Below are 22,124 nucleotides of genomic sequence, written 5' to 3'. Positions count from 1 at the left end.
AAAAGGCCCGGTTGCGGGCCTTTTTATACTAAAAATGGTACCCTATCCCCAATATTAAATTACTTCCCGGAGCAACAATTCCGGAAGAATAGGTCCTATACCTCTGATTGGTTATGTTTTCCAAACTTAGCGTTGCTTTGAGGTTGTTCGCAATGGCGTATTGGGAACGAAAGTTCAAGGTATACCAGGATGGTGAAAAAGGATCTCCATTTTCATCCCTCTCGTAGATGTAATCCTTGGATTGTTCAGATATTGCCAATTGATCATTGGCTACCTCACCATTATAATTCAGGAAAAAATCAGTGGATATTTTCTCCTTCTTCCATTTTACATGAAAATCACCAAAAGTAGGTGGCGCATGTCTTGCCGGTGAGTCCGTACCGTCCTCTTCCTCCTCAATCCCTTCGGTAATGGTAAGATTGGACGAAAGGGACCATTGATCTGACAAATATGCATCCAATCCAAACTCAAAACCATAAACATAGGCCTTTGCGGCATTCTGTATGGCCTGAACATTGCTCAACTCGCCTCCGTACTCAATTTGCGTTAAGCCATTAAAGGTAAAGTCCCTTCGAACCAAGGCATCTACCAAATACGTATAGAAGGTAGTCCCTTTCAATACAAGTTTATCCTTAAAATTCTTATGAACTCCCAACTCTACATTGTACGCGTATTCAGATTCCAGGTCTGGGTTGGGAACTACCACGGAGCCCGGTTCAGAATCGAATATTTTCCCTATATCGTCTACATTGGGGGCCCTAAAACCAGTTGATCCGTTAAACGTAATTTGAAGGTTTTGTTTTGGAAACCAACTGAAACCCACACTTCCAGTTAGTGCTCCTGTACTAACATCCGCATTCTCAAAAGGAAACGCATAAAAAGTACGATTGAACAACGCATCTATCCAAACATGGCTATACCGTAAACCGGACATTAAAATGAAGTTAGGCTTAGCCTTGTATTCCCCATTTAGATAGCCTGCCAAACTTTTCCAAGTGGCACCGTCTGGATATCTGGACGCTGCAGATGCCATTTCCCCGGTGATTATGTTGGTGTCCATACCTGTTGAACCAACCTTGTTAAAAATAAACTCCCCCCCGTAATACAGTTTAAAATTCCCAATTTTCTTGTTTTCAAAATCTAAGTTCAGGTTTAACGCATCCACCTTTTCGCGCGTGGTATTTAATACGGTGCCCTGAAAATCCCTGTCATTCCTACTTTCTTCAAAAAATTGGTAGGCTGCGGTGAGTTTGAGTCCATCGTACAATTTTCCGTTGCCTTTCTTTTTTAACTGCACATTGCCCATAAACCATTTTTGTGGGCCATAATACCATTCTGCCGACCTTAATCCTTGACCATCGCGTGAAGGCCTAATAAGCCTGTCAAAACGGGAATAATCCGATGTTTCCGAGTAATGGATTCCCAAGTTCAAATCCCAGTTTACATGGGGTCTGTAAAGGAATTTCTGCATGAAGTTCCTTTGATCATAACCCGTAGGGACCTGATTTCTTGGGTTTTCGTTTGGCACGAGGATATCTTCCCCATTTAAGGTTTTCACGAAAGAGTTCCTCAAATAGGAATCCGGACCATGTTTCCCCATTGTTAAATCCTGAAAGCTATTATAAGAAAAACTGGTCAAGGACGCCCATTTCTCCTTGCCGATGTTTACATTGGCGTTAACCGTATTTTCTGTATTTGCCGAGGAGAATCTATAAATGGCGTTCCCCGAGATTTCAGCAGTTTCCTTTTGGCTCAACGTAGGCTGTTTCGTGTAAAAGTTCATGACACCGCCAATGGCATCACTTCCATAAATAACCGATCCAGGACCAAAAATGATTTCGGTATTCCTGATGTTGAAGGGGTCAATGGATATGACATTCTGCAAGTTTCCGCCTCTGAATATTGCATTGTTCATACGAACCCCATCCACGGATAGTACCAGCCTGTTGGTGGCAAACCCCCTTATCATAGGACTTCCTCCTCCCAATTGACTTTTTTGGACAAAGACCTTTCCACTGCTCTGCAAAAGATCCGCTGAAGTCTGTGGCGTATTCATCGCAATAGTCTGGGCATCTATGGAAACGATTTTGTTGGGTACCTCCTTCTTTTGTTGCTCCCACTTGGAGACGGACATGACCACCTCGTCCAATCGCTCAGGTTTCATTAGTAAAAATACCTTGTACCCATTTTTGACTAACTGAAGACGCGTTAGCTTTTTTGTTTCGTAACTCAAATGCCTTAGAATCAATCGCTCCTCATTTAAAAAAGGGGTGAAATCAAAATTTCCGTCGAAATCGGTCACACTTATTTTGGTCTTATCCGGGTTAAATACGGCCACATTTGGGATGGGCTCATGGGTATCATCATCCAAGACGGTCACTTGTTGGGACCACCCTATACAACCATATAAAAGAAAAAGTAGGGGTAAAATTCTGCTCATACTAACTAAACACCTCATTTAGAACCGCCAATGATTTCGGTTTTCTAAAACCTTGCAAATGCAATTCATAATACAAAACCAAGGATTGAAGGAGTTCCTGCCTGTTTTTTTTTCTCATTTTTACAGTACTTATTCCATCAAAATTTATGCCTAAAAAGGATTTGAAATACGAAATATTTTCACCGTAGAGCATGGGATTTAAAGACGTGGTGGAGACAAACTCACCTTCCAACAGGTCAAAATACGGGGCATCCACCTTATCCAAATCTGGGTAAAACCCTAGATACTTGGTCAATAGTAGCAAAAAGTAGAGATGGAAATTGGATATTTCCGTATGGATATCCATCCACTGCAAGGATGCCTCCAGAAACCGGAACAATTCCTTGTTACTTTCTTCCTCGTGGATACTATTGGCGAGCATTTCCGCCAGAAACAGGGCCATGGCATTTTTTACCATATTGCTATGGACGTTCTGATAATGGTAGTAGATCTTTGCTTCCTTTATACTTTCCAAGGAGCCTTTATTTCTATGGTTGGCGACTATTTCAAGTTGGGAAAGTGGATGGAACAACGCTTTTCTTACCTTTCCCTTTTTTGAAGCCAAAATGCCCCTTAACAAATAGGATTTTAGCCCATCGGATTCCGTATAAATACGCACGATCAAACTTGTGTCCCCATATTTAATGGAAGTCAATACAATGGCCTTGGTGGTTACCTGCATTAAAAAAGGTTTTTACAAAGATATCCTTTACTGCCTTATTGCTCTGTTCATCCAATACTGGGAGTATTCATTTAATATTATATCCCCAATATTTTTAGTGTAGTGGTGCTTATCCAACCAGTAACAGGGGCTTACACCCAATACTTTTGAACCGTATGGCCTAAAGAGTTCAAAACCATTATTTTCAAGTACATCCAAGAGATAGCCAAATTGTATCCTCCTTTCCGTGGAACTAATATAATTTTCATAAGAATTGGGGTGTACCAGAAAGGTTAGCTTGATACCCCTTTGTTCGCACAATAGTTTGATTTTCTTAAGAATTTCAATTTGTGAAGAAAAATCCAGTGGATGAATGGGTACCGCATCTGGAATATCTAGTATCTCCAAATTCTCATGAAGCCTGCAGTCCGTTTCATAAGCATTATTTGCGTAATAATTGCCATCGGTATATATATCGTGCTCAATATACTTTTTACTCAGATCGGCCCCCAAAATTTTCTTGATGGAAATGGGCAAGAATAGAAACTCCCATTGGATTTTATTCTCCTGTAGGTTTACGAACTTTCGAGAGGCGTCGTTCTCATGGGCACTCGTTCGCTCGTAGATAACCCCTTCATCCATAGCTAAAATAATGTTATCCACTTGAACATCGTTCTCAAGAAAAAGCAACAGGCTCTTATAGAATTCTTCTGGAGTACCTAATGAATAGGTCATATTGTACCATCTGGATTCCGCTGTATTCAATTGGTTCACATGCAGTACGCCTCCTTTGGAATTGGAAAACAGAAAACTGTTGAACATATTTGGGTTTTGCAGTACATAATTGGTTTTTAAACTGTGTTCATTTGGCCGTAGACCCTTGAATTCCCTCCTGTTTCCAAAAATTCCATAAGGGTCGATCGTGTAATTATAAATACTCGTAGCAGAAAAGTATGCCAGCACCGTCAAACCAAAAATTGCTGTCTTTTTGAGAAATGCTTTCATCTAAAATTGAAAATAAATGAATTGACTTGAACTGGTATTCAAACTAATAAGGTATACCACTATGACCAGGACCGCTACTTCCACAAAACCCAACACTTTTTTGTTGATATTCTTTAAAAAAGTAAAATTGAGACGTTCATCCTTTCTAAAAATCCAATCCAAAAAGAGCAGGGACCCTACACTGTACAGACCATTTTTATAAATCAGTGGAAAATCCAGTTTGGTGAACATAAAAGTCAGGTATTCCAAAGCGGATGCCAATGATTCGCTTCGAAAAAACACCCATGCCAAAACAACCAATAAAAAGGTCAACAGTATTTCAGCGAATTCCCTTAGAGTGGGAAACCAAGAGTTTTCCGCAACAATGGCATCGGTATATTTTCTATTTCGCCCCATGATATAACTGGGAACGAACAACAGTGCGTGGAGCCCCCCCCATACTACAAAGGTCCAATTGGCCCCGTGCCACAGTCCACTTACCAAAAATATTATAAATACGTTACGCAGCGATTTCCATTTGCCATTGCGTGAACCTCCAAGGGGGATATAAAGATAATCCCTAAACCATGTGGACAAGGAAATATGCCATCTCCGCCAAAATTCACCCACATTTCTTGAAAAGTAGGGAAACTTGAAATTTGACATTAATTCGATACCGAACAATTTGGACACCCCAATGGCGATATCAGAATATCCACTGAAATCACAATAGATCTGAATGGCAAAATAGATGGCTCCCAACCAGAGTACTCCACCTCCAAAGTCATGGTAGTTTCCAAAGATATCATCCACCTTAAGGGCCAAAACATCAGCAATTACAACCTTTTTCACCAAGCCCCATAAAATTAGCCGTAATCCCTGCATCCCCTTTTCATAGGAAAAGTTCCTCTTTCCCAATATTTGTGGCAGCAGATTAGAGGCACGTTCTATAGGCCCCGCTACCAACTGTGGAAAGAAGGAAACGAAGGCCGCAAAGGAAATAAAGTCTTTGGTTGGTACCAGTTTCTTTCGATATACATCAATGGTATAGGACATTGTCTGAAAGGTATAAAAGGAAATTCCTACGGGAAGTATGATGTTCAACGACCATGTATTCTTTGTGTGATATCCTAGATTGTCCAATACTTGGATCCATGAATCCACAAAAAAATTGAAGTATTTAAAAAATGCCAACAGACCAATATTAAAGGCCATACTTATTCCCAATAATACTTTTCTTTGGGATGCTTTAACGGTTCCGTGAATTTGAAGGCCTACTACATAGTCCACCAGTGTGGATATGAAAATAAGGGACAGAAACCTATAGTCCCACCATCCATAGAAGCTATAGGACGCTAGTAACAGTAATACATTCTGATACTTGGTTTTGGTGTTGAAAACGAGCCAATAGAGCCCAAAGACAACAATCAGAAAAACCAAAAACTCAAAAGAATTGAATAGCAAGCCCTTGTTTTAGGGCATAAAAATAGGATAAAATATGATGCTACTGTCCAATCTGATCTTATACCTAACAAAAAGCCCATCCTTAAAAAGGATGGGCCTTACAATAAAGTATATTCCTTTAAATGACCCCTTGGGCCAACATGGCATCCGCCACTTTTACGAAACCGGCGATGTTGGCACCTTTTACGTAATTACAATAGCCATTTTCCTCCATACCGTACTCGATACAAGAATCGTGGATATCTGACATGATACCTTTTAAGCGTTCATCGACCTCCTCTCGGGTCCAACTTATACGCAAGGAGTTTTGTGACATCTCAAGTCCTGAGGTTGCAACACCACCTGCATTGGAAGCCTTTCCAGGTGCAAAAAGGATTTTTGCGTTGTGAAAGGCATGTACGGCGTCTGCGGTACAAGGCATATTGGCCCCTTCGGCAACACAGATACATCCGTTGTCCAATAGTTTCTTGGCATCCTTTTCATTCAACTCGTTCTGGGTGGCACATGGCAAGGCTATATCGCACTTCACGTCCCAAGGAGTTTTACCATCTCTATATTCCGCGTTGGGATATTCCTTAACATATTCAGAAATACGTGCGCGCTTATTGTTTTTTAGGTCCATAACGAATTTCAGCTTTTCTGTATCGATACCATCGGCATCATAGATATAGCCACTGGAATCTGAAAGTGTGACGACCTTACCACCTAGTTGGATTACCTTTTCAGCGGCATACTGTGCTACGTTGCCTGATCCAGAAATTACAACGGTTTTACCGTCAAGGTTCTCATTCTTGGTTTTCAACATGTTTTCGGCAAAGTAAACGGTACCATATCCGGTAGCCTCTGGACGGATTTTGGAACCGCCCCAGGAAAGACCCTTACCGGTCAAAACCCCGGTAAACTCATTTCGGATTTTTTTGTACATCCCGAACAAGTACCCAATTTCACGAGCGCCAACACCTATATCCCCCGCGGGCACATCAGTATTGGGACCTATGTGCCTATTAAGTTCCAACATAAAGGCATGGCAGAAACGCATTACCTCATCGTCAGATTTACCTTTGGGGTCAAAATCCGATCCTCCTTTACCACCTCCCATGGGAAGGGTAGTCAAACTATTTTTGAATACTTGCTCAAAAGCCAAAAATTTAAGGATACTTGCATTTACCGTTGGATGAAAGCGCAAACCACCTTTGTAGGGTCCAATGGCAGAATTCATCTGTATGCGATATCCACGGTTTACATGGATTTCGCCCGCATCATCGACCCAAGCGACCCTGAAGGAAATCAATCTTTCCGGTTCCACCATTCTTAAGAGGATATTCTTGCCGTTATATATATCATTATCGGCAATATAAGGTATTACCGTATCTGCCACTTCTTGAACGGCTTGAATGAATTCTGGTTCATGTCCATTTCGGGACTTCACCTCATCCATAAATGCATCTATTTTTGCTTTCATTGAGCTCATTAACGTCGATTTAAATTATTGAATTCAAAATATATCGGCAAAATTATGTTATTATTATAATTATATACCTAAATATTTCATAATACATTAAAAATTATGGTTTTAATGACAAACATTTGATATCCCTGAAAAATAAATAGGGTTTCCCGTTAAACAATACATTAAATGAGCCATTATTCCATGGCTTGCGATAAATCCTCAATAAGGTCTTCAACATCCTCAATTCCCACACTCAAACGTATCAATGCATCTACAATACCGATCTTTTCCCGCTCTTCTTTAGGTATACTGGCATGGGTCATACTTGCAGGATGTCCGGCAAGACTTTCAACACCGCCCAATGATTCCGCCAACGTAAACAGTTTTAAGCGCTCTACAATTTTAATGGCATCGTTATAATTGCTTCCCTTGGGCACAAAGGAAATCATACCTCCAAATTGGGTCATCTGCTTCCTTGCAATTTTATGATTGGGATGATCTTCAAACCCGGGCCAATAGACTTTTTCTACCTTGGGGTGCTTTCGCAGGAAATTTGCAATGGCTTTCCCGTTCTCACAATGCCTTTGCATACGCACGTGTAAAGTCTTGATTCCCCGTAGCACGAGAAAACTATCCATGGGACCGGATACGGCACCGCTGGCATTTTGGATAAAATATAATCTTTTGGCCAATGATTCGTCCTTTACCACCAAGGCCCCTAAAATGACATCACTATGCCCTCCCAGATACTTGGTGGCGGAATGCATAACAATATGGGCGCCAAGGTCCAAAGGCTTTTGTAAATAAGGCGTGGCAAAGGTGTTGTCCACGGCCAAAAGAAGCTCGTTTCGTTCTACCAATTGGGAAACAGCCTCAATGTCCACAATGTTCATCATAGGGTTGGTTGGTGTTTCCAACCAGATCAATTTTGTCTTTTCATTGATTCGGTCTTTGATATTGGAAACATGCTCCGTTCCTACAAAATGAAAAACGATTCCATAGTTTTCAAAAACCTTTTTGAACAATCGGTAGCTACCTCCATAAAGATCACTTGTTGAAATAACCTCATCCCCCGGATTTAATAATTTTAAGACCGCGTCTATTGCGGCCAATCCACTGGCAAAGGTCAGTCCAAAATTTCCATTTTCAATACTTGCCAAGGCGTTCTCCAGTGCCGTCCTGGTGGGGTTGGCACTTCTGGAATACTCATATCCTTTGTTTTTGCCTGGCGAACTTTGGGCAAACGTCGTTGTTTGATAAATAGGCGGCATCACAGCCCCATAGGCCTTATCTGGTTCTTGGCCTCCGTGAATAACCTTACTATTGAATCTCAATTTATTGGCAGCCATACCTATAATTATTCATACAAATGTATCGTTATCTTTTGGGGATTACAACGAAGCCTTACATTTGTCCAACCTTGACAAATAACCATGAAATATACACTTTCAATTCTTCTAGTAACACTGATTTTTATTGGATGCAAAGAAGATAAGAATCTGATCTTTGAGACTTCCAGTTTTGACAACGAGCGCTGTAGCAATTGTGCGACGGTTACAATTTCCGTACCTAAGGCTATGGGAAACAAGAAGTTGGACGAGGTAATCAATAATGCTTTGAGGGAAGAGGTTATATTCATCCTAAAGTATGACGACGAAGTGAATGCCAACTCCATCGATTCCGCCATACAATCGTTCCAGAACGAATATTCCAAATTAAGAGAGAAATTTCCGGAGGAATCCACCCTTTGGGAAGCCTCGATAAACGGAGCGGTAACCTATGAAAATGACAGGATATTGACCATTCAACTGGACTATTATCTCTTTACGGGCGGTGCCCATGGATATGGCAGTACCCGTTTTTTGAACTTTGATAAAACAAAAGCCACCGAACTTGGCAATGAAGAACTTTTTAAGGATATCGTGGATTTTCAAGGTTTTGCCGAAGCAAAATTTAGGGAACAAGAAAATATTCCTACGTCCCAAGCCATTAACAGTACGGGATTCATGTTCGAGGGCGATGAATTTTACCTCCCCGAGAATATAGGTTTTACCAATGATGGCCTGCAGTTATTCTACGAACAATATGAAGTAGCATCCTATGCGGATGGCCCTATAATTTTGAACTTGCCCTTTGAGGAAATCCAACGATACCTGATACCACTATCTTTATAGGAATTTTACTTCAATAGTCTTTTTTGGGTCAGGATGGTCGCCATATGCAAACCTTCGTGAAAAAGGTTAAAATTGATGGCATCCCCAAGAGTTTCCAAATGGAAACCGGCACTTGTCGTATAGGGTTTGTACTCCTTAAAGAGTCCTTCCTCCAAATCCTGTTTGGTCCATTCAATGGTGGAAATCAAAAAATCTGCCACCATCATAATCTCCTCATCCGTGGCAGTTCCATCTGGAGTGGTACCTTTCATGAATTTTTCAACCAGTTCATCAGGAACCCTCATCTGTAGTGCACTGAACTTATAAACCAATATTTGTTGGGTAACCACGACATGGGCAATATTCCACCAGATATTATTTCTAAAACCATCGGGTATTTTCAACAAATCCTTTTTGGGTGTTTGGGTCAATATTTGGTGCAAATGTCTCCTGTTTTGCAAGGTAAGGGCTAATTGACTATTCAAATCGATGCTATTTTAATGATACCTAAAAATAGTACAATTAAATAGATTTGGGTTTCTTTGTACCACAATTTGATATGTCATGAGCAAAAAAATATACCACCTAAGCACCTGTAATACCTGCCAAAGAATTCTAAAGGAGCTAGAACCCTTGGACGGGTTTGTACTTCAGGACATAAAGTCCGAACCTATTACCAAAGATCAATTAGAGGAAATGCATGCTTTATCGAATAGTTATGAGGCTCTTTTTAGTAAAAGGGCCATACTCTTTAGGCAAAGGGGATTACATGAAAAAGAGCTTGGAGAAATAGATTACAAAGACCTCATCCTGGACCATTATACCTTTTTAAAAAGACCGGTAATCATCATGGATGACAAAGTTTTCATTGGGAATAGCAAAAAGACCATAGAAACTGCCAAAGACGCCATTCATTCGTGAACAGACGGACCCTAGCCATATTGGCTGCCCTAGGAGCCACTACCATATACGCCCTCAACCATACCATTGCCAAAGGCGTTATGCCACATTATGTGCAGCCTTTTGGATTCATAATGCTTAGGGTAACCGGTGCTACAGTACTATTCTGGATTTTCTCCTTGCTTGGGCCAAAACAAAAAATAGAAAAAAGGGATTGGGGCCGACTTCTTGTCTGCTCGTTTTTTGGTATGGGCATCAATATGCTGTCATTTTTCAAGGGCCTTCAGTTATCAACACCCATCAATAGTTCCGTTTTGGTAACTATTACGCCCATTATCGTTGTAATACTGTCTGCCTTATTGATCAAAGAGAAAATAACATGGCAAAAAGCTATGGGGATACTTATGGGTTTTGTGGGAGCCCTACTATTGATCTTAATGGGAGCGGAAGTAAGACAGGACGCTCCCAATATTCCCTTGGGCAATATCCTTTTAATCGTAAATGCCACTGCCTACGGTACGTACCTCATCCTTGTTAAAAAACTAATTGAAAAATACCATCCACTTACCTTGATGAAATGGCTTTTCACCATTGGCGTCATAATTAATTTCCCTATAACCTTGAGTGAGGTGCAAGCCATACAATGGTCTATGATACCCCCACAAGCATATGCCTCCATTGCGTTTGTAATCTTAGGCACTACGTTTCTTACCTATTTGTTCAACGTTTTCGCCTTGACCCAGTTAAAAGCTTCCTCAGTAAGTGCCTTTACATATCTTCAACCCCTTATTGGCATTCTTTTCGCCTTGGGAACGGGAAAGGACAGCTTGAGCTTTATAAAAATAGTGGCGGCATTCCTAGTTCTGGCAGGGGTATACCTAGCAAACAGAAAACCAGTTAGGGCAAAGGTCTAGGATTATAATACCCCCCTATAATATGGAGAATTTACATTGCTCCAAGTGCTGTTGTATCAGGTCCGCCGCTTTATTGGCATCCCTGTTATGAACGGCAGACACAATATCCAAATGCTCCTGCAATATTTCCATAAGTGGCCTCGTAAAACCTAATAGTTCCAAGGTTGGCCAGCAATTGAATTGCCTAAAGATGCTGACCAACATGTCGTTACCACAATTGTCCACAATAATTTCATGGAAAATTCGATAAATTTTATGAAAGACATATCCGTTCTGGGGGCCATTCTCAAAGGGTACCATCAAGTTTCTTAAATCATCTATCCTAGCCTGAGGGGCCCTTAATGTAAAGAGTTTAATGGCCTGTGTTTCCAAGGCAATCCTATAATCCAAAATATCGATGATTTCCTTGGTACTCACCTCCCGTATCATGATTTCTTTTTTTGAATTTAGGGTGACGAAAGTCTCCTTGCGAAGCCTTTCAACCGCCAAATCTAGGCAATCGATATTTGCATTTAGGATTTGGGAAAGTTTTGTCTGACAAATAGGCTCACCGGACGGTATTCCTTTGGTAAGGATTAATTTGCGGAACTTGGTGTAAACAATTTCGAAACAGTCGACTGCTTGTTCTATCATTAGATGAAATTAAAAAATTAAATCTTATAAAAACAAACTGCCATTCCGGGGGAAAGAATGTAGCTAAATTCTTAAGAAAATAAAGCTATAAATTTTTGGGGGTTTTGGAAAATTTACGGGTATCTTCCTTGGACAATACTCTAAAACCCTCTCCCTTTTCCACACTTTTGAAGGTGTTTAAAAATTGGTCCGAAAGTCCGGTAAGCTTTCGGGTTTTTAGATCCATCCAAGCGCCCATCATTTCGCAATGGGCAAAATTCTCCCCTTTATGATTATAAAAATTATGATGAAATTCAAAAAATTTGGCATCCTCACTCATCCCCATGATTTCCATGGATACTTTGATAGGCTTCCCAGGAAAGGCTTCCTTGAAATAATAGATATGCTCATAAAAGACCACCGGTCCAATTTCATGGACGGCCAAGGTCCTTTGATCAAAGCCAATTTCCATTAAAAAGGCCATACGCGTATGGCTCATAAAATTTAGGTAGGCCGAGTTTGCCAAATGTCTGTTGGCATCCACATCGCTCCATCTAATTTCAAAATCTTTTAAGTACATTCCTATCCATTTTTTGCTATGCGCGCATAATACTTCATAAAAATACCATAGTTTTGGTTAAACGATATACATCCGTTCCGCTTTTTTAATTAAATTTTGAAATCAACAAGAAATATCATGACAACAAAAGCTCCATTTATCGAAAAACTCTCGTTACCGGTTATCGCCGCACCCATGTTCCTTATTTCGGGGCCAAAACTGGTGATAGAATGTTGCAAAAATGGGATTGTAGGAACGTTTCCTGCCTTAAACCAGCGTACCAGCGAGGGCTTTGAGGAGTGGCTGGTCGAAATTAAAACAGCTCTGAAGGAATTTGAAGCGGAAACCGGAAAAAAAGCGGCTCCTTTTGGGGTCAACCTTATTGTACATCAAACCAATCCCAGGTTGGAGGCCGACTTGAAATTGTGCATCAAACATCAAGTGCCCTTAATCATCACCTCATTGGGGGCGGTTTCCCAAGTAGTGAATGCCATTCACAGTTATGGCGGATTGGTTTTCCACGATATCATTAAGAAAAGACATGCCGAAAAGGCCGCAGAGGCCGGGGTGGATGGGCTCATATTGGTAGCGGCCGGTGCAGGGGGCCATGCAGGAACCATAAATCCAATGACCCTGGTCTCGGAAATAAAAAAGTTCTACACGAAAACCGTTATCCTTTCAGGGTGCATAAGTACAGGTAGGGATATTGCATCGGCACTTCAAATGGGTGCGGATCTAGCCTATATGGGTACCCGATTCATCAATACCGAAGAAAGTAAGGCCCCCGCGGAATACCGTGAAATGATCATTAATGCCGGTGCAAGCGATGTGGTCTATACAGCAGCGATATCCGGGGTGCATGCCAATTTTTTAGGCGCAAGCCTAAAGGCTGCCGGGATAACAGAGGAAGATTTAAAAAAGGATACCAAAATAGATTTTGGGAAGGAATTGGATACCGAGGCCAAGGCCTGGAAAACCATTTGGTCCGCCGGTCAAGGAGTGGCCAACATAGAGGACACACTCCCGGTTTCCAAATTGGTAACCAACTTAAAATCGGAATTCAAAAAGGCCATCGAGGAACAAATCAAAGTACTGGAAACATTTCCCAAGTAAGCTTTATGCCCCTCATTTCTTCCAATTACAATCCTCCCTTGCTGTTCAGGCACAGTCATTTTTCAACCATTTATAACGGACTGTTCAGAAAGGTAACGGGGCTGACTCAGGTTAGGGAAAGAATTAGGCTTTCAGATGGTGATTTTTTGGATTTGGATTGGAGTTACGCCACCAAACCTTCAAAAAAGGTATGTATTATCATTCATGGACTTGAAGGGGACGCACAACGGGCCTATGTTCAAGGTGCGGCCAAAATTTTAAGTACTAATTCCTTTGATGTCTGTGCCATAAATCTCAGGGGGTGCAGCGGCGTACCCAATGAAAGGTATCGTTCCTATCATTCCGGGGCTACGGAAGACCTAGTGGATGTAATTGACCACTTGCTGGAGATGGACAGACATAGCCAAATCTATCTTTATGGTTTTAGTTTGGGCGGCAACCTGTTGTTGAAGTATTTAGGGGAAAATGAGTTGATTCCCTCAGCAATCGTTGCAGCGGCGGCCATTTCCGTACCATGCCAACTGGCGGATTCCTTGGGGCAATTATTACAATTTAAAAATGTCCTGTATGCAAAACGGTTCAAAGGAAACCTCATTGAAAAACTAAAAATAAAAAAGGAATTTTTTCCCGATAAAATCGCAACGCACGACATCAAAAAAGTTAAGACCTTAAAGGACTTTGACGATATTTATACCAGCAAGGCCCACGGGTTTGCCAATGCCATGGACTATTATGCCAAAAGCAGCTGTCTTCAATTCCTATCTTTCATTGCTGTTCCCTGCCTCATCGTGAATGCAGCAAACGATTCCTTTCTAGGCGAAGCCTGTTATCCTGTAAAGGAAGCCGAAGAAAATAAAAACCTCCACCTGGAAATTCCAAAATATGGAGGGCATGTAGGCTTTCATGGCCCTAGGAATACTACCTATACGGAAGTACGTTCCTTAGAATTTTTTAAGACTTTTGAAGGATAGGGAGACCCATAAAAATCAGCCCCAACAAATAAAATTTCATATCTTAGTCCTTCCAAAATTAATTAAGATTAAAATCATAAAAGAAATGCGAAAATTACTCACCGTATTGGCCCTTGGCGCTATGGTCATGAGCTGTGGCGAAAAGAAAGAAGAAAAAAAGGAAGGGTTTGAAATGAACCGTTCCAAGAAAGAGGAAGTTAAGGCTACGGAGACCACCGGTGGTGTTCCTGTGGATATGGACAACAAAGGTGTTGGCCCGATCAAAAATGTAACGTTTGGGGATGAAATTGATGCAGATTTGGCGGCTGCCGGGGAAGAAAAATTCCAAGCTATTTGTACGGCTTGCCATATGGCGGAACAGCGTATGATCGGACCGGCGTTAAAAGGGGTGTATGAAAGAAGGAGTCCGGAGTGGGTAATGAACATGATATTGAACCCTGATGGAATGCTTAAGGAAGATCCAATTGCCAAGGCTTTGTTGAAAGAATACAATAATGCCATTATGCTAAACCAAAACCTTTCCGAGGAAGATGCAAGAGCCGTTGCGGAGTACCTGCGTACGCTTTAGAAAAAATATTGAATAAAACTTTGAAGCCCTTTCTACTATTTGGAAAGGGCTTTTTTATGCATTGTACTGTCTCGCTCCGCAATCAATGCATCCAAGACCTGTCTTACTTTTTCACTGTTCCAATCCGAAGCTCCCTTTTCCTTGATGATGATTTTTCCAGATGCATCTATTATATAATTCGTAGGGATTGTTTTTTCATAAAGCTCTTCAGGCGCTTCCATTTTTGGAATGACTGCTGGAACGGCAAAATTTTTCTTTTCTAGGAACTTCCTAATTTTTTCCGGGTCTTCATTGGATATCATCACAAAATTTATTTTGTCCCCATAATCCTGATACAAGGCTTCTATACTGGGAAGTTCTGCGATGCACGGCGGGCACCAAGTGGCCCAATAACTTATAAAGGTGATATCCCCGTCACCCACTTTGACCTTGACCGATTCTCCATCCAAGTTTTCAAGTTTATAGATAAAGGGCTCTAATTGTATTTGTTCCTTTGCTGATACCGCACCTGGTGAAAACAGTTCCACTTTTACCTTGTTGACCAAAACCATTATAGGGGTTCTGGTCTGGGGTATTAGCAACAACACAATAAACACAACAAAGAGAACATCACTGATTTTAAATTTTGATACTTTCACTTTCTTGCTATTTTATTCCTGTCAAACCTTTAAATAGACGTATTGGATACATTGAAATTACAATGGTACCAAAAATGCCTATTTTTAGAGTAATAATACAACTATGGGAGGCGGAGGGTTTTCATTGGATGCGGTAAAGGTAATAAGGGCCAATAGGGCGCTATTGAAAAAGCGGCGCACCTTTAGGGATATACGTGCGGAATATGAGGACCTGACTAGTACGACCAAATTAAAGTTTAAGGAACTTACCCCATTTCAACAGCAGATAATAAAGGATAGGATACGAAAACAGGCGAAAAAAGATAGGTTACACAATCTTTGGGTTATGGGCATCAGCATTTTTGTGTTGCTTATTATTATCACTTTCCTATATATCGAATATTTGATTTAGAACATACTTTTTGCTCTAGAACCTATCTGCGACCACTTTATAGGTTGGGTCTTCCATTACGTTTACATCGATAATCTCATCGGCATTTTGCAGTAGACGGATACAATCCTTACTCAAATGTCTTAAGTGCACTTTTTTTCCAACCTTGGCATAACGTTCCGTGATTTTGTTCAGGGCCTCGATACCGGACATATCGGCGACCCTACTTTCCTTAAAGTCGATAATCACTTCTTCCGGATCATTGGGAACATCAAATTTTTCGGCAAAAAGCGTGGTAGAACCAAAGAAAAGGGGACCATAAATTTCATAGTGCTTTACCCCATTTTCATCCACATATTTTCTGGCACGGATACGCTTTGCATTCTCCCAGGAATATGCCAAGGCAGAAATGACTACCCCTAAAAGCACCGCTACTGCAAGGTTATGTGTTATGGCCGTAATCAAGGTTACCAATACCATCACGATAACATCGGATTTGGGCATCTTCCCAAAGGTCTTAAAGCTGGCCCATTCAAAAGTCCCAATGGCCACCATAAACATAAGACCCACTAACGCCGCCATGGGCAAACTTTCGATCAAACTGGAACCGAACATGATAAAGACCAATAACATTACAGCTGCGGTTATTCCCGATAAACGTGCCCTTGCCCCTGCGGACGTGTTGATCAAACTTTGACCGATCATGGCACAACCGCCCATACCCGATAAAAATCCCGAAAGGATGTTCGCCGTTCCCTGGGCGACACATTCCTTGTTTCCGCTCCCTCGGGTTTCCGTTATCTCATCAATGATGTTCAGCGTCAACAAACTTTCTATAAGTCCAACGCCCGCAACGATGGCCGCATAGGGTATAATGATTTTAAACGTTGCCCAAGTTAAGGGTAATTGCGGAATGGATAGAGGGGGAAAACCACCTTTGATGCTTTCTCCTTCGGCCATGATATCGGCCACTTGCATGGTATCGATACCAAAACCTAATACGATAGCTGAAACTACCAATATGGCAACCAAGGAAGACGGTACCGCCTTCGTTAATTTGGGCAGACCCCAAATGATAACCATGGTCAAAAGCGTGAGCCCCAACATGATATACAATGAAGCCCCACTTAATAAATCACCCGTAGTTTTATTGTAAAAATTTGGAAATTGCGCCATGAATATGATGATGGCCAACCCGTTCACAAACCCAAACATGACAGGGTGCGGCACCAATCTGATAAACTTACCCAATCTTAAAAGTCCGGCACCTATTTGGAGCACCCCTGCCAGGATAACGGTCGCAAAGACATAATTCAAAATAGTCTCGGGTTCAATCCCGGGAAAGTTCCGTTTCAATTCCAAGATCAACCCCACAAAAATTACAGCAACGGCACCTGTTGCCCCCGAGATCATTCCCGGCCGTCCACCAAAAATTGAAGTCACCAAGGCCAAGACAAAAGCGGCATACAAACCGGTTAGGGGAGAAAACCCAGGAATCAGGGCAAAGGCAATGGCCTCTGGCACCAAGGCCAAGGCCACGGTTAACCCAGATAGGATTTCGGTTTTATAATCTACCTTTTGTTTAAAATCGAATAAATTCAAATACTTGCGCACGCCTCATTATTTTAAGGGCGCAAAAATAGTATTAATTACAAGAAGCGACCAGAAACCGAATGATTATTAACGATTTAGCAACTTACCAAGGCTTTAGGCCCAATAATTTTTCTCCCAGTGGGGATAGTTTGGCGGTTTCATATCTCGTTTGTTCCCAGTTTCTGGGATCCCCGGGAAATGCATAACCTTCCGGTGCCACCCTGTTTTTCCATGAATTTATACGCCAATCTTTAAGGGCTTCATTATCCTCTTCGGCAGGCATCATGGAAATATATTGCGCTATACGTACCTTATCCCCAGATTTATTGGGCCTGATTCCATGCGGTTCTGTGCTATTGAAAATCAGGAGGTCGCCAGCTTCCATTTTCACCTTCACAATTTTATCCTCCAAATTGGAAATATCGGGTTGAAAACGATCTCGGTCTTCGGGTTGGGTCAATTTCCAGGTATCATAATTTCGGTACAACCAAGGAATACACTGAAAACCGCCCATGTTTTCATCGGTTTGATCGGCTAGTGCCAGAACACCCTGTACGTTTTGCGGTTTGGTTTCCGGGTCATAATCCCAATGGATGAAACCTTTTTTATTTTCCCCCTCCCGCTGCGGAAAATTTAGGTTGGCACGATCAATGGTCACCCAAAGTTTTTCTGTACCCCATACATCTACAAAGGCATCGTATACCTTTTGGGTTTGGCGGTTATCCCATAGGTATTGGTGGTTATAGACTTCCACCATCCCTGTGCCGGTAAGTTCCTTCATTTTCATTTCTGCCCGTGGCGGGGCATACCAGGTACTTTTGTCATTGGGATCCTTTTCATCAAATTCCCAAAGGAATTCTGCGGTCTTTTTGGCCTGTTCCTTTGTTATGGCATTCTTGATTACGATGTAGCCGTTGTGTTTCCAAAACTCCCAATCTGACTCCGAAAGCACTCGAAGCGGTTCTCCATTAGATCGATCATTGAGCTTTTGCTTACTGCTCGTAGCGGTCGACGGATTTCCGGGAATATCCTGATGGGCCATATTTCCCATTGCTATTTTTTCTTTGGATTGTTGCATGTTGTATCGTATTGATGTTTGTCTGAATCTTTAGGTAAAACTAATGCGAAACAAACCTTCCGGCTACCGTAATATTAATCTAAGTTTGAACTATATTAACATTTTTATGTGTTACTATCTATTTTAGTGTCAATTTAGTTATATTCGGCATAGAAATTCATTTTGATGAAAGTACAACTGGAAACCATTTCGCCCGATTCCAAAAGTCCGTTCAGGTTATTACACGACCCTAAACTTAGCCACCTTTTTTATTGGCATTTTCATCCAGAATTGGAACTGGTATATATAGAAGGTGCCGATGCCAAACGCCATGTGGGCGATCATATATCGAATTTTGCCGGCAGCGACCTTGTGCTCATAGGTTCCAACATTCCGCATTTGAATTTTGATCATGGGGTTACTACATCGTACCGCAAAGAGGTACTGCATATAAAACCCGGTTTTAAGGATACCGTGTTACGGGATTACCCGGAACTGAAGCAACTGGACCGTCTTTTGGACCTATCCAGATATGGGGTTGCCTTTTACGGTAAGACCAAGGAAGAGGTGGGTACGCTATTGAAGCAATTGTATCAATTGGAACCCTTTGAGTTCTTTATATCCGTATTGAACATTCTAAAACGTTTGTCCCAAAGCAAGGAGTTTCAACTGTTACATAAAACACCCTATGTTAACAAGCTAAAAAACAAGGAACAAAAGCGGATGCGAAAGATATATGCACATATAGATGAACGCTATCAGGAAAAAATAACCCTGGATGAAATGGCCAACCTCTGCGGGCTGACCAAACCTGCTTTTTGTCGCTATTTTAAAAAGACCACGGGCAGCACCTTTGTTTCATTTTTAAACCAGTACCGTATAAGTCAGGCCAAACGCTTATTGCTCATGGGAAAGCATGTGGGCGAAGCGTGTTTTGAGTGCGGATTTGAAAGTCTTTCCTATTTTAACCGGAGTTTTAAAAAGATAACGGGCGAGAATCCATCAGTTTTTAAAAAGGGGTATATGACCGGATGACTACTTTGTACAAGTTGGCAAATGGTATCTATAGACTATCCAGCGGACTTTTTATCTTGGAGATACTTCTTGGGGTCACTTTGGTGTACAGTTGGGTGGTCTTTATGGAATTGTGACCCAACAATTCTTGGACAAACCGCATATCCGCCCCACTTTCCAATAGATGTGTGGCATAACTATGCCTAAGGCCGTGTATACCAATGGTCTTTTTTATGCCCGCTTTCCTAAGTGCATTTTTAAATACCTGTTGCAGACTACTTTTTGCATAGGGGCCGCCGTACTGTCCTTCAAAAAGGTATAATTTTGGCTTGTAGGCGATATAATACTCCCTAAGTTTGGGCAGGATAGATTCCGGTAAGGGCACATAGCGGTCCTTTTTTCCCTTTGCAACGGAAATGCGCACCATCATACGTTTACTGTCCACATCCTCCAGTTTGAGGTTGACCAACTCTGAGACCCGTAACCCCATACCGTAGTAAAGCTGTATTGCTATATTGTGTTTTAAATTGATGGTGACGCGCACTATTTTTTTTACCTCTGTTCTACTCAGGAGCTTTGGCAGGGTCGTTGGCTTTTTTGGTCTAGGAATATCAAAGAACATTTTTGGTCTGTGCAGTACCTGCTCAAAGAAAAACTTAATGGCATTGATTTTTCCGTTCATCTTACGCTCTGCCATTTTCTCCACGTTTACACAGTACAAAAAGTAATCCTTGAGCCTTTTGGGCGATAGGTCCTGTACGGGATAATCATCCAATAGATGGAGCAAGTGCGCAAACTCAGCTAGGTACACCCGTATGGTGTTAGGGCTGTAGGCCTTTAATTTTTACATCATCGCAGGGCTATGTCAGATTGCAATGGCCCTAGGATAAGGGACCTCTTTGCAAAGACCGCCGCTACGGCTTATCTACTCGACATATCAGGACGCTATATGTAATCTGGTCGACAAATTTTATTCCCAATACCGTGAAAACCACGATAGACGGCCACTACGTAGCCTTATCGATGAACGATGATACGGTTCACAATACCAAAAACCTGCCAGATAACCGAACCATCGTTGATGGTTTTCACTATATTTCCATAAAATTCGCCGGACTTCACATAGCGCGGCGTTGGCGGTAATTTAATAAAGGAATTAAATTGATTGATAAGAGTACTATTCTGGAAGTTTTCGAGGACATCCGACAAAAAGGGGAATGGGATATTAATCGGGAATTACTTTATGGTTATTTTTTTCTAGACGAAAATCGCCAAAAACTTAAAACTGTTGGGGATAACCTTAAAAAGAATGGTTACACTTTTGTTGACATTTTCAAAGCGGAATCGGAAGAAAATGAAAAAGCGGAAATGTATTATTTGCATATTGAAAAAGTTGAAATTCACTCAGTTGATTCCCTATTTGAAAGGAACATAGAATTCTACAAAGTCGCTGAAAAATTTGGAATAAATTCATACGACGGATTTGATATTGGGGACGTGTAATAAAAAACTACCGCCAACAATGGCTATAATTCATAGCTGCATACCGCTAGCTTAAAAATAATTACTTTTAATACGGCTGGATTTCAGTCCGACAATTCCCGTTGGGAATTGCCGCTACGAAATCATAGCCGAGACCGTTGGCATTCATTAAAAAAACTAATAAATTGAATTTCAAACACCTATTATTAACTGGATTTTTAATCACTTATCAATTGGCCAATTGTCAAAAAATGGTGTCGATTACAATTGATGATGTACCCAATTCAAATAGGTTCAAAAAAGACAGCTATCAATCTGTTCTTTTGAATAAATTAGACTCATTAAAGATACCTATAGCAATATTTATTAACGAAGGACTGATATACAAAACTGATTCCATTTCTAAAAATTTTGAACTTTTAAACAATTGGATTCAAAAGGAATATGTAACATTAGGCAATCATTCGTTTAATCATCTTAGATATTCCACAATTGGAATTGATTCTTTCGCACACGAAATTGTGAATGGTGAATCTATCTCACGACAACTTGCAAAAAAATATAAGAAACCCATTAAATACTTCAGGTTTCCTTTTAACGATTTAGGGAAAGATTCTATTCAGCATTCTCAAATAAAAGATTTTTTACAAGAGAAAGGATACATAATTACACCATTTACAATAGAAAGTTCCGATTGGATGTATAATACTGTTTACGAGCATTATTTGAGTATAAAAGATTTCAAAAAAGCGAAAGAAATTGGAGAGTCTTATTTAATTAAAACTTTAGAATATTTTGATTTTTTTGAGACTCTTGCAAAAGAAGATTATCAACGGACAATCAACCAAATCTATCTTTGTCACGACAACAAGTTAAATGCAGATTTTTTGCCCCAATTAATAACCGAATTAAAAAAAAGACAATATCAATTTATCAACCTAGAAAACGCATTGACTGATAAAGTGTACCAACAAAAAGATAATTATTTCAAAAAATGGGGGATTTCTTGGTTATATAGATGGCAAGCTACCCAAAAGGAACGGATAGAAAATATGAAGAAAGAACCTTCAACAGAAACAATTATGGAATTGTATGAAGGAATCTTGAAGGAAAATAACAAATGAGCAATAAAAACGAAATGC

24 protein-coding genes and 1 pseudogene are annotated in these 22,124 nt (G+C 40.8%); 11 read left to right on the top strand and 14 right to left on the bottom strand.

Translation table 11 applies throughout. The features are described 5' to 3' along the window. Positions 1 to 28: 28 nt before the first annotated feature. The 6 genes from DZC72_RS06715 to DZC72_RS06690 form a co-directional block, all read right to left on the bottom strand. Positions 29 to 2,440 (bottom strand): TonB-dependent receptor, encoded by a 2,412-nt coding sequence (locus DZC72_RS06715; protein WP_125222080.1) that lies wholly within the window; start codon positions 2,438 to 2,440, stop codon positions 29 to 31. Between the two features lies 1 nt (position 2,441). Then, complete coding sequence (recO, locus tag DZC72_RS06710) at positions 2,442 to 3,161, bottom strand: DNA repair protein RecO (protein WP_125222079.1); 720 nt, start codon at positions 3,159 to 3,161, stop codon at positions 2,442 to 2,444. A 27-nt stretch (positions 3,162 to 3,188) separates the two neighbouring features. Next, positions 3,189 to 4,145, bottom strand: coding sequence for a hypothetical protein (locus DZC72_RS06705; RefSeq protein WP_125222078.1), 957 nt, complete (start codon positions 4,143 to 4,145; stop codon positions 3,189 to 3,191). Continuing rightward, positions 4,146 to 5,588 (bottom strand): MBOAT family O-acyltransferase, encoded by a 1,443-nt coding sequence (locus DZC72_RS06700; RefSeq protein WP_125222077.1) that lies wholly within the window; start codon positions 5,586 to 5,588, stop codon positions 4,146 to 4,148. A 118-nt stretch (positions 5,589 to 5,706) separates the two neighbouring features. Next, positions 5,707 to 7,050, bottom strand: a complete 1,344-nt coding sequence (gdhA, locus tag DZC72_RS06695) for an NADP-specific glutamate dehydrogenase (RefSeq protein ID WP_125222627.1) — start codon at positions 7,048 to 7,050, stop codon at positions 5,707 to 5,709. A 182-nt stretch (positions 7,051 to 7,232) separates the two neighbouring features. After that, on the bottom strand, positions 7,233 to 8,387 hold the full coding sequence (locus DZC72_RS06690) for a cystathionine gamma-synthase (RefSeq protein ID WP_125222076.1): 1,155 nt from the start codon (positions 8,385 to 8,387) through the stop codon (positions 7,233 to 7,235). Positions 8,388 to 8,471: 84 nt separating this feature from the next. Between DZC72_RS06690 and DZC72_RS06685 the strand changes: the two genes are divergently transcribed. Next, on the top strand, positions 8,472 to 9,212 hold the full coding sequence (locus DZC72_RS06685; protein ID WP_125222075.1) for a DUF3298 and DUF4163 domain-containing protein: 741 nt from the start codon (positions 8,472 to 8,474) through the stop codon (positions 9,210 to 9,212). Between the two features lie 5 nt (positions 9,213 to 9,217). Here DZC72_RS06685 and DZC72_RS06680 read toward each other — a convergent pair whose 3' ends face one another. Then, complete coding sequence (locus tag DZC72_RS06680; RefSeq protein WP_125222074.1) at positions 9,218 to 9,676, bottom strand: DinB family protein; 459 nt, start codon at positions 9,674 to 9,676, stop codon at positions 9,218 to 9,220. Between the two features lie 79 nt (positions 9,677 to 9,755). On the opposite strand from DZC72_RS06680, the gene DZC72_RS06675 reads away from it, so the two are divergent. After that, a complete protein-coding gene (locus tag DZC72_RS06675; protein ID WP_125222073.1) occupies positions 9,756 to 10,112 on the top strand; it encodes an arsenate reductase family protein in 357 nt (118 codons plus the stop codon). Further along, positions 10,109 to 11,005, top strand: a complete 897-nt coding sequence (locus DZC72_RS06670) for a DMT family transporter (protein ID WP_125222072.1) — start codon at positions 10,109 to 10,111, stop codon at positions 11,003 to 11,005. Before DZC72_RS06675 ends, DZC72_RS06670 begins: the two co-directional genes overlap by 4 nt. A gap of 15 nt (positions 11,006 to 11,020) precedes the next feature. Here the strand turns inward: DZC72_RS06670 and DZC72_RS06665 are convergent, their stop codons facing one another. Both DZC72_RS06665 and DZC72_RS06660 read right to left on the bottom strand, forming a co-directional pair. Next, positions 11,021 to 11,638, bottom strand: a complete 618-nt coding sequence (locus tag DZC72_RS06665) for a GntR family transcriptional regulator (RefSeq protein ID WP_125222071.1) — start codon at positions 11,636 to 11,638, stop codon at positions 11,021 to 11,023. Positions 11,639 to 11,723: 85 nt separating this feature from the next. Further along, the gene (locus DZC72_RS06660; RefSeq protein ID WP_125222070.1) at positions 11,724 to 12,197 is read right to left on the bottom strand and encodes an acyl-CoA thioesterase; all 474 of its coding nucleotides are present in this window, start codon (positions 12,195 to 12,197) and stop codon (positions 11,724 to 11,726) included. A gap of 117 nt (positions 12,198 to 12,314) precedes the next feature. On the opposite strand from DZC72_RS06660, the gene DZC72_RS06655 reads away from it, so the two are divergent. The 3 genes from DZC72_RS06655 (at position 12,315) to DZC72_RS06645 (ending at position 14,828) form a co-directional block, all read left to right on the top strand. Then, the gene (locus DZC72_RS06655; RefSeq protein WP_125222069.1) at positions 12,315 to 13,289 is read left to right on the top strand and encodes an NAD(P)H-dependent flavin oxidoreductase; all 975 of its coding nucleotides are present in this window, start codon (positions 12,315 to 12,317) and stop codon (positions 13,287 to 13,289) included. Between the two features lie 5 nt (positions 13,290 to 13,294). Then, a complete protein-coding gene (locus tag DZC72_RS06650; RefSeq protein WP_125222068.1) occupies positions 13,295 to 14,260 on the top strand; it encodes a YheT family hydrolase in 966 nt (321 codons plus the stop codon). Positions 14,261 to 14,345: 85 nt separating this feature from the next. Beyond that, positions 14,346 to 14,828 (top strand): c-type cytochrome, encoded by a 483-nt coding sequence (locus DZC72_RS06645; RefSeq protein ID WP_125222067.1) that lies wholly within the window; start codon positions 14,346 to 14,348, stop codon positions 14,826 to 14,828. Between the two features lie 35 nt (positions 14,829 to 14,863). Here the strand turns inward: DZC72_RS06645 and DZC72_RS06640 are convergent, their stop codons facing one another. Then, the gene (locus tag DZC72_RS06640; RefSeq protein ID WP_125222066.1) at positions 14,864 to 15,466 is read right to left on the bottom strand and encodes a TlpA family protein disulfide reductase; all 603 of its coding nucleotides are present in this window, start codon (positions 15,464 to 15,466) and stop codon (positions 14,864 to 14,866) included. A 103-nt stretch (positions 15,467 to 15,569) separates the two neighbouring features. On the opposite strand from DZC72_RS06640, the gene DZC72_RS06635 reads away from it, so the two are divergent. Then, positions 15,570 to 15,857, top strand: a complete 288-nt coding sequence (locus DZC72_RS06635; protein ID WP_125222065.1) for a hypothetical protein — start codon at positions 15,570 to 15,572, stop codon at positions 15,855 to 15,857. 15 nt (positions 15,858 to 15,872) lie between these two features. On the opposite strand, the gene DZC72_RS06630 is transcribed toward DZC72_RS06635, so the two are convergent. Next, positions 15,873 to 17,450, bottom strand: coding sequence for a SulP family inorganic anion transporter (locus tag DZC72_RS06630; RefSeq protein WP_125222064.1), 1,578 nt, complete (start codon positions 17,448 to 17,450; stop codon positions 15,873 to 15,875). Positions 17,451 to 17,532: 82 nt separating this feature from the next. Further along, a complete protein-coding gene (locus DZC72_RS06625) occupies positions 17,533 to 18,507 on the bottom strand; it encodes a phytanoyl-CoA dioxygenase family protein (protein WP_125222063.1) in 975 nt (324 codons plus the stop codon). 165 nt (positions 18,508 to 18,672) lie between these two features. Here DZC72_RS06625 and DZC72_RS06620 point away from each other — a divergent pair, with 165 nt between their 5' ends. After that, on the top strand, positions 18,673 to 19,521 hold the full coding sequence (locus DZC72_RS06620) for a helix-turn-helix domain-containing protein (protein ID WP_125222062.1): 849 nt from the start codon (positions 18,673 to 18,675) through the stop codon (positions 19,519 to 19,521). A 28-nt stretch (positions 19,522 to 19,549) separates the two neighbouring features. Here DZC72_RS06620 and DZC72_RS06615 read toward each other — a convergent pair whose 3' ends face one another. Both DZC72_RS06615 and DZC72_RS18025 read right to left on the bottom strand, forming a co-directional pair. Then, positions 19,550 to 20,122 (bottom strand): tyrosine-type recombinase/integrase, encoded by a 573-nt coding sequence (locus DZC72_RS06615; RefSeq protein WP_262707261.1) that lies wholly within the window; start codon positions 20,120 to 20,122, stop codon positions 19,550 to 19,552. A 15-nt stretch (positions 20,123 to 20,137) separates the two neighbouring features. Further along, a pseudogene (locus DZC72_RS18025) lies at positions 20,138 to 20,329 on the bottom strand (phage integrase N-terminal SAM-like domain-containing protein); the annotation flags it as partial. A gap of 155 nt (positions 20,330 to 20,484) precedes the next feature. On the opposite strand from DZC72_RS18025, the gene DZC72_RS17730 reads away from it, so the two are divergent. The 3 genes from DZC72_RS17730 to DZC72_RS06605 all read left to right on the top strand — a co-directional run bounded on the left by DZC72_RS17730 (position 20,485) and on the right by DZC72_RS06605 (position 22,106). Beyond that, positions 20,485 to 20,643 carry a hypothetical protein gene (locus DZC72_RS17730; protein WP_165869285.1) on the top strand — a complete coding sequence of 53 codons (159 nt, stop codon included), beginning with the start codon at positions 20,485 to 20,487 and terminating at the stop codon, positions 20,641 to 20,643. An 18-nt stretch (positions 20,644 to 20,661) separates the two neighbouring features. Continuing rightward, positions 20,662 to 21,003 (top strand): ribonuclease E inhibitor RraB, encoded by a 342-nt coding sequence (locus tag DZC72_RS06610; protein WP_165869284.1) that lies wholly within the window; start codon positions 20,662 to 20,664, stop codon positions 21,001 to 21,003. A 164-nt stretch (positions 21,004 to 21,167) separates the two neighbouring features. After that, complete coding sequence (locus DZC72_RS06605; protein ID WP_243641664.1) at positions 21,168 to 22,106, top strand: polysaccharide deacetylase family protein; 939 nt, start codon at positions 21,168 to 21,170, stop codon at positions 22,104 to 22,106. Positions 22,107 to 22,124 lie beyond the last annotated feature (18 nt).

Source organism: Maribacter algicola (assembly GCF_003933245.1).
In the GTDB taxonomy this organism is placed as follows: domain Bacteria; phylum Bacteroidota; class Bacteroidia; order Flavobacteriales; family Flavobacteriaceae; genus Maribacter; species Maribacter algicola.
The sequence above is the reverse complement of the archived record's forward strand: the minus strand, read 5'-3'. Positions and strand labels throughout refer to the sequence as shown.

Coding starts and splice junctions, on each gene's coding strand:
- DZC72_RS06715 (WP_125222080.1), bottom strand. CDS start 2,440: ATGAGCAGAATTTTACCCCTACTTTTTCTTTTATATGGTTGTATAGGG.
- recO (WP_125222079.1), bottom strand. CDS start 3,161: ATGCAGGTAACCACCAAGGCCATTGTATTGACTTCCATTAAATATGGG.
- DZC72_RS06705 (WP_125222078.1), bottom strand. CDS start 4,145: ATGAAAGCATTTCTCAAAAAGACAGCAATTTTTGGTTTGACGGTGCTG.
- gdhA (WP_125222627.1), bottom strand. CDS start 7,050: ATGAAAGCAAAAATAGATGCATTTATGGATGAGGTGAAGTCCCGAAAT.
- DZC72_RS06690 (WP_125222076.1), bottom strand. CDS start 8,387: ATGGCTGCCAATAAATTGAGATTCAATAGTAAGGTTATTCACGGAGGC.
- DZC72_RS06685 (WP_125222075.1), top strand. CDS start 8,472: ATGAAATATACACTTTCAATTCTTCTAGTAACACTGATTTTTATTGGA.
- DZC72_RS06675 (WP_125222073.1), top strand. CDS start 9,756: ATGAGCAAAAAAATATACCACCTAAGCACCTGTAATACCTGCCAAAGA.
- DZC72_RS06665 (WP_125222071.1), bottom strand. CDS start 11,638: ATGATAGAACAAGCAGTCGACTGTTTCGAAATTGTTTACACCAAGTTC.
- DZC72_RS06660 (WP_125222070.1), bottom strand. CDS start 12,197: ATGTACTTAAAAGATTTTGAAATTAGATGGAGCGATGTGGATGCCAAC.
- DZC72_RS06655 (WP_125222069.1), top strand. CDS start 12,315: ATGACAACAAAAGCTCCATTTATCGAAAAACTCTCGTTACCGGTTATC.
- DZC72_RS06650 (WP_125222068.1), top strand. CDS start 13,295: ATGCCCCTCATTTCTTCCAATTACAATCCTCCCTTGCTGTTCAGGCAC.
- DZC72_RS06645 (WP_125222067.1), top strand. CDS start 14,346: ATGCGAAAATTACTCACCGTATTGGCCCTTGGCGCTATGGTCATGAGC.
- DZC72_RS06635 (WP_125222065.1), top strand. CDS start 15,570: ATGGGAGGCGGAGGGTTTTCATTGGATGCGGTAAAGGTAATAAGGGCC.
- DZC72_RS06625 (WP_125222063.1), bottom strand. CDS start 18,507: ATGCAACAATCCAAAGAAAAAATAGCAATGGGAAATATGGCCCATCAG.
- DZC72_RS06620 (WP_125222062.1), top strand. CDS start 18,673: ATGAAAGTACAACTGGAAACCATTTCGCCCGATTCCAAAAGTCCGTTC.
- DZC72_RS06615 (WP_262707261.1), bottom strand. CDS start 20,122: ATGTTCTTTGATATTCCTAGACCAAAAAAGCCAACGACCCTGCCAAAG.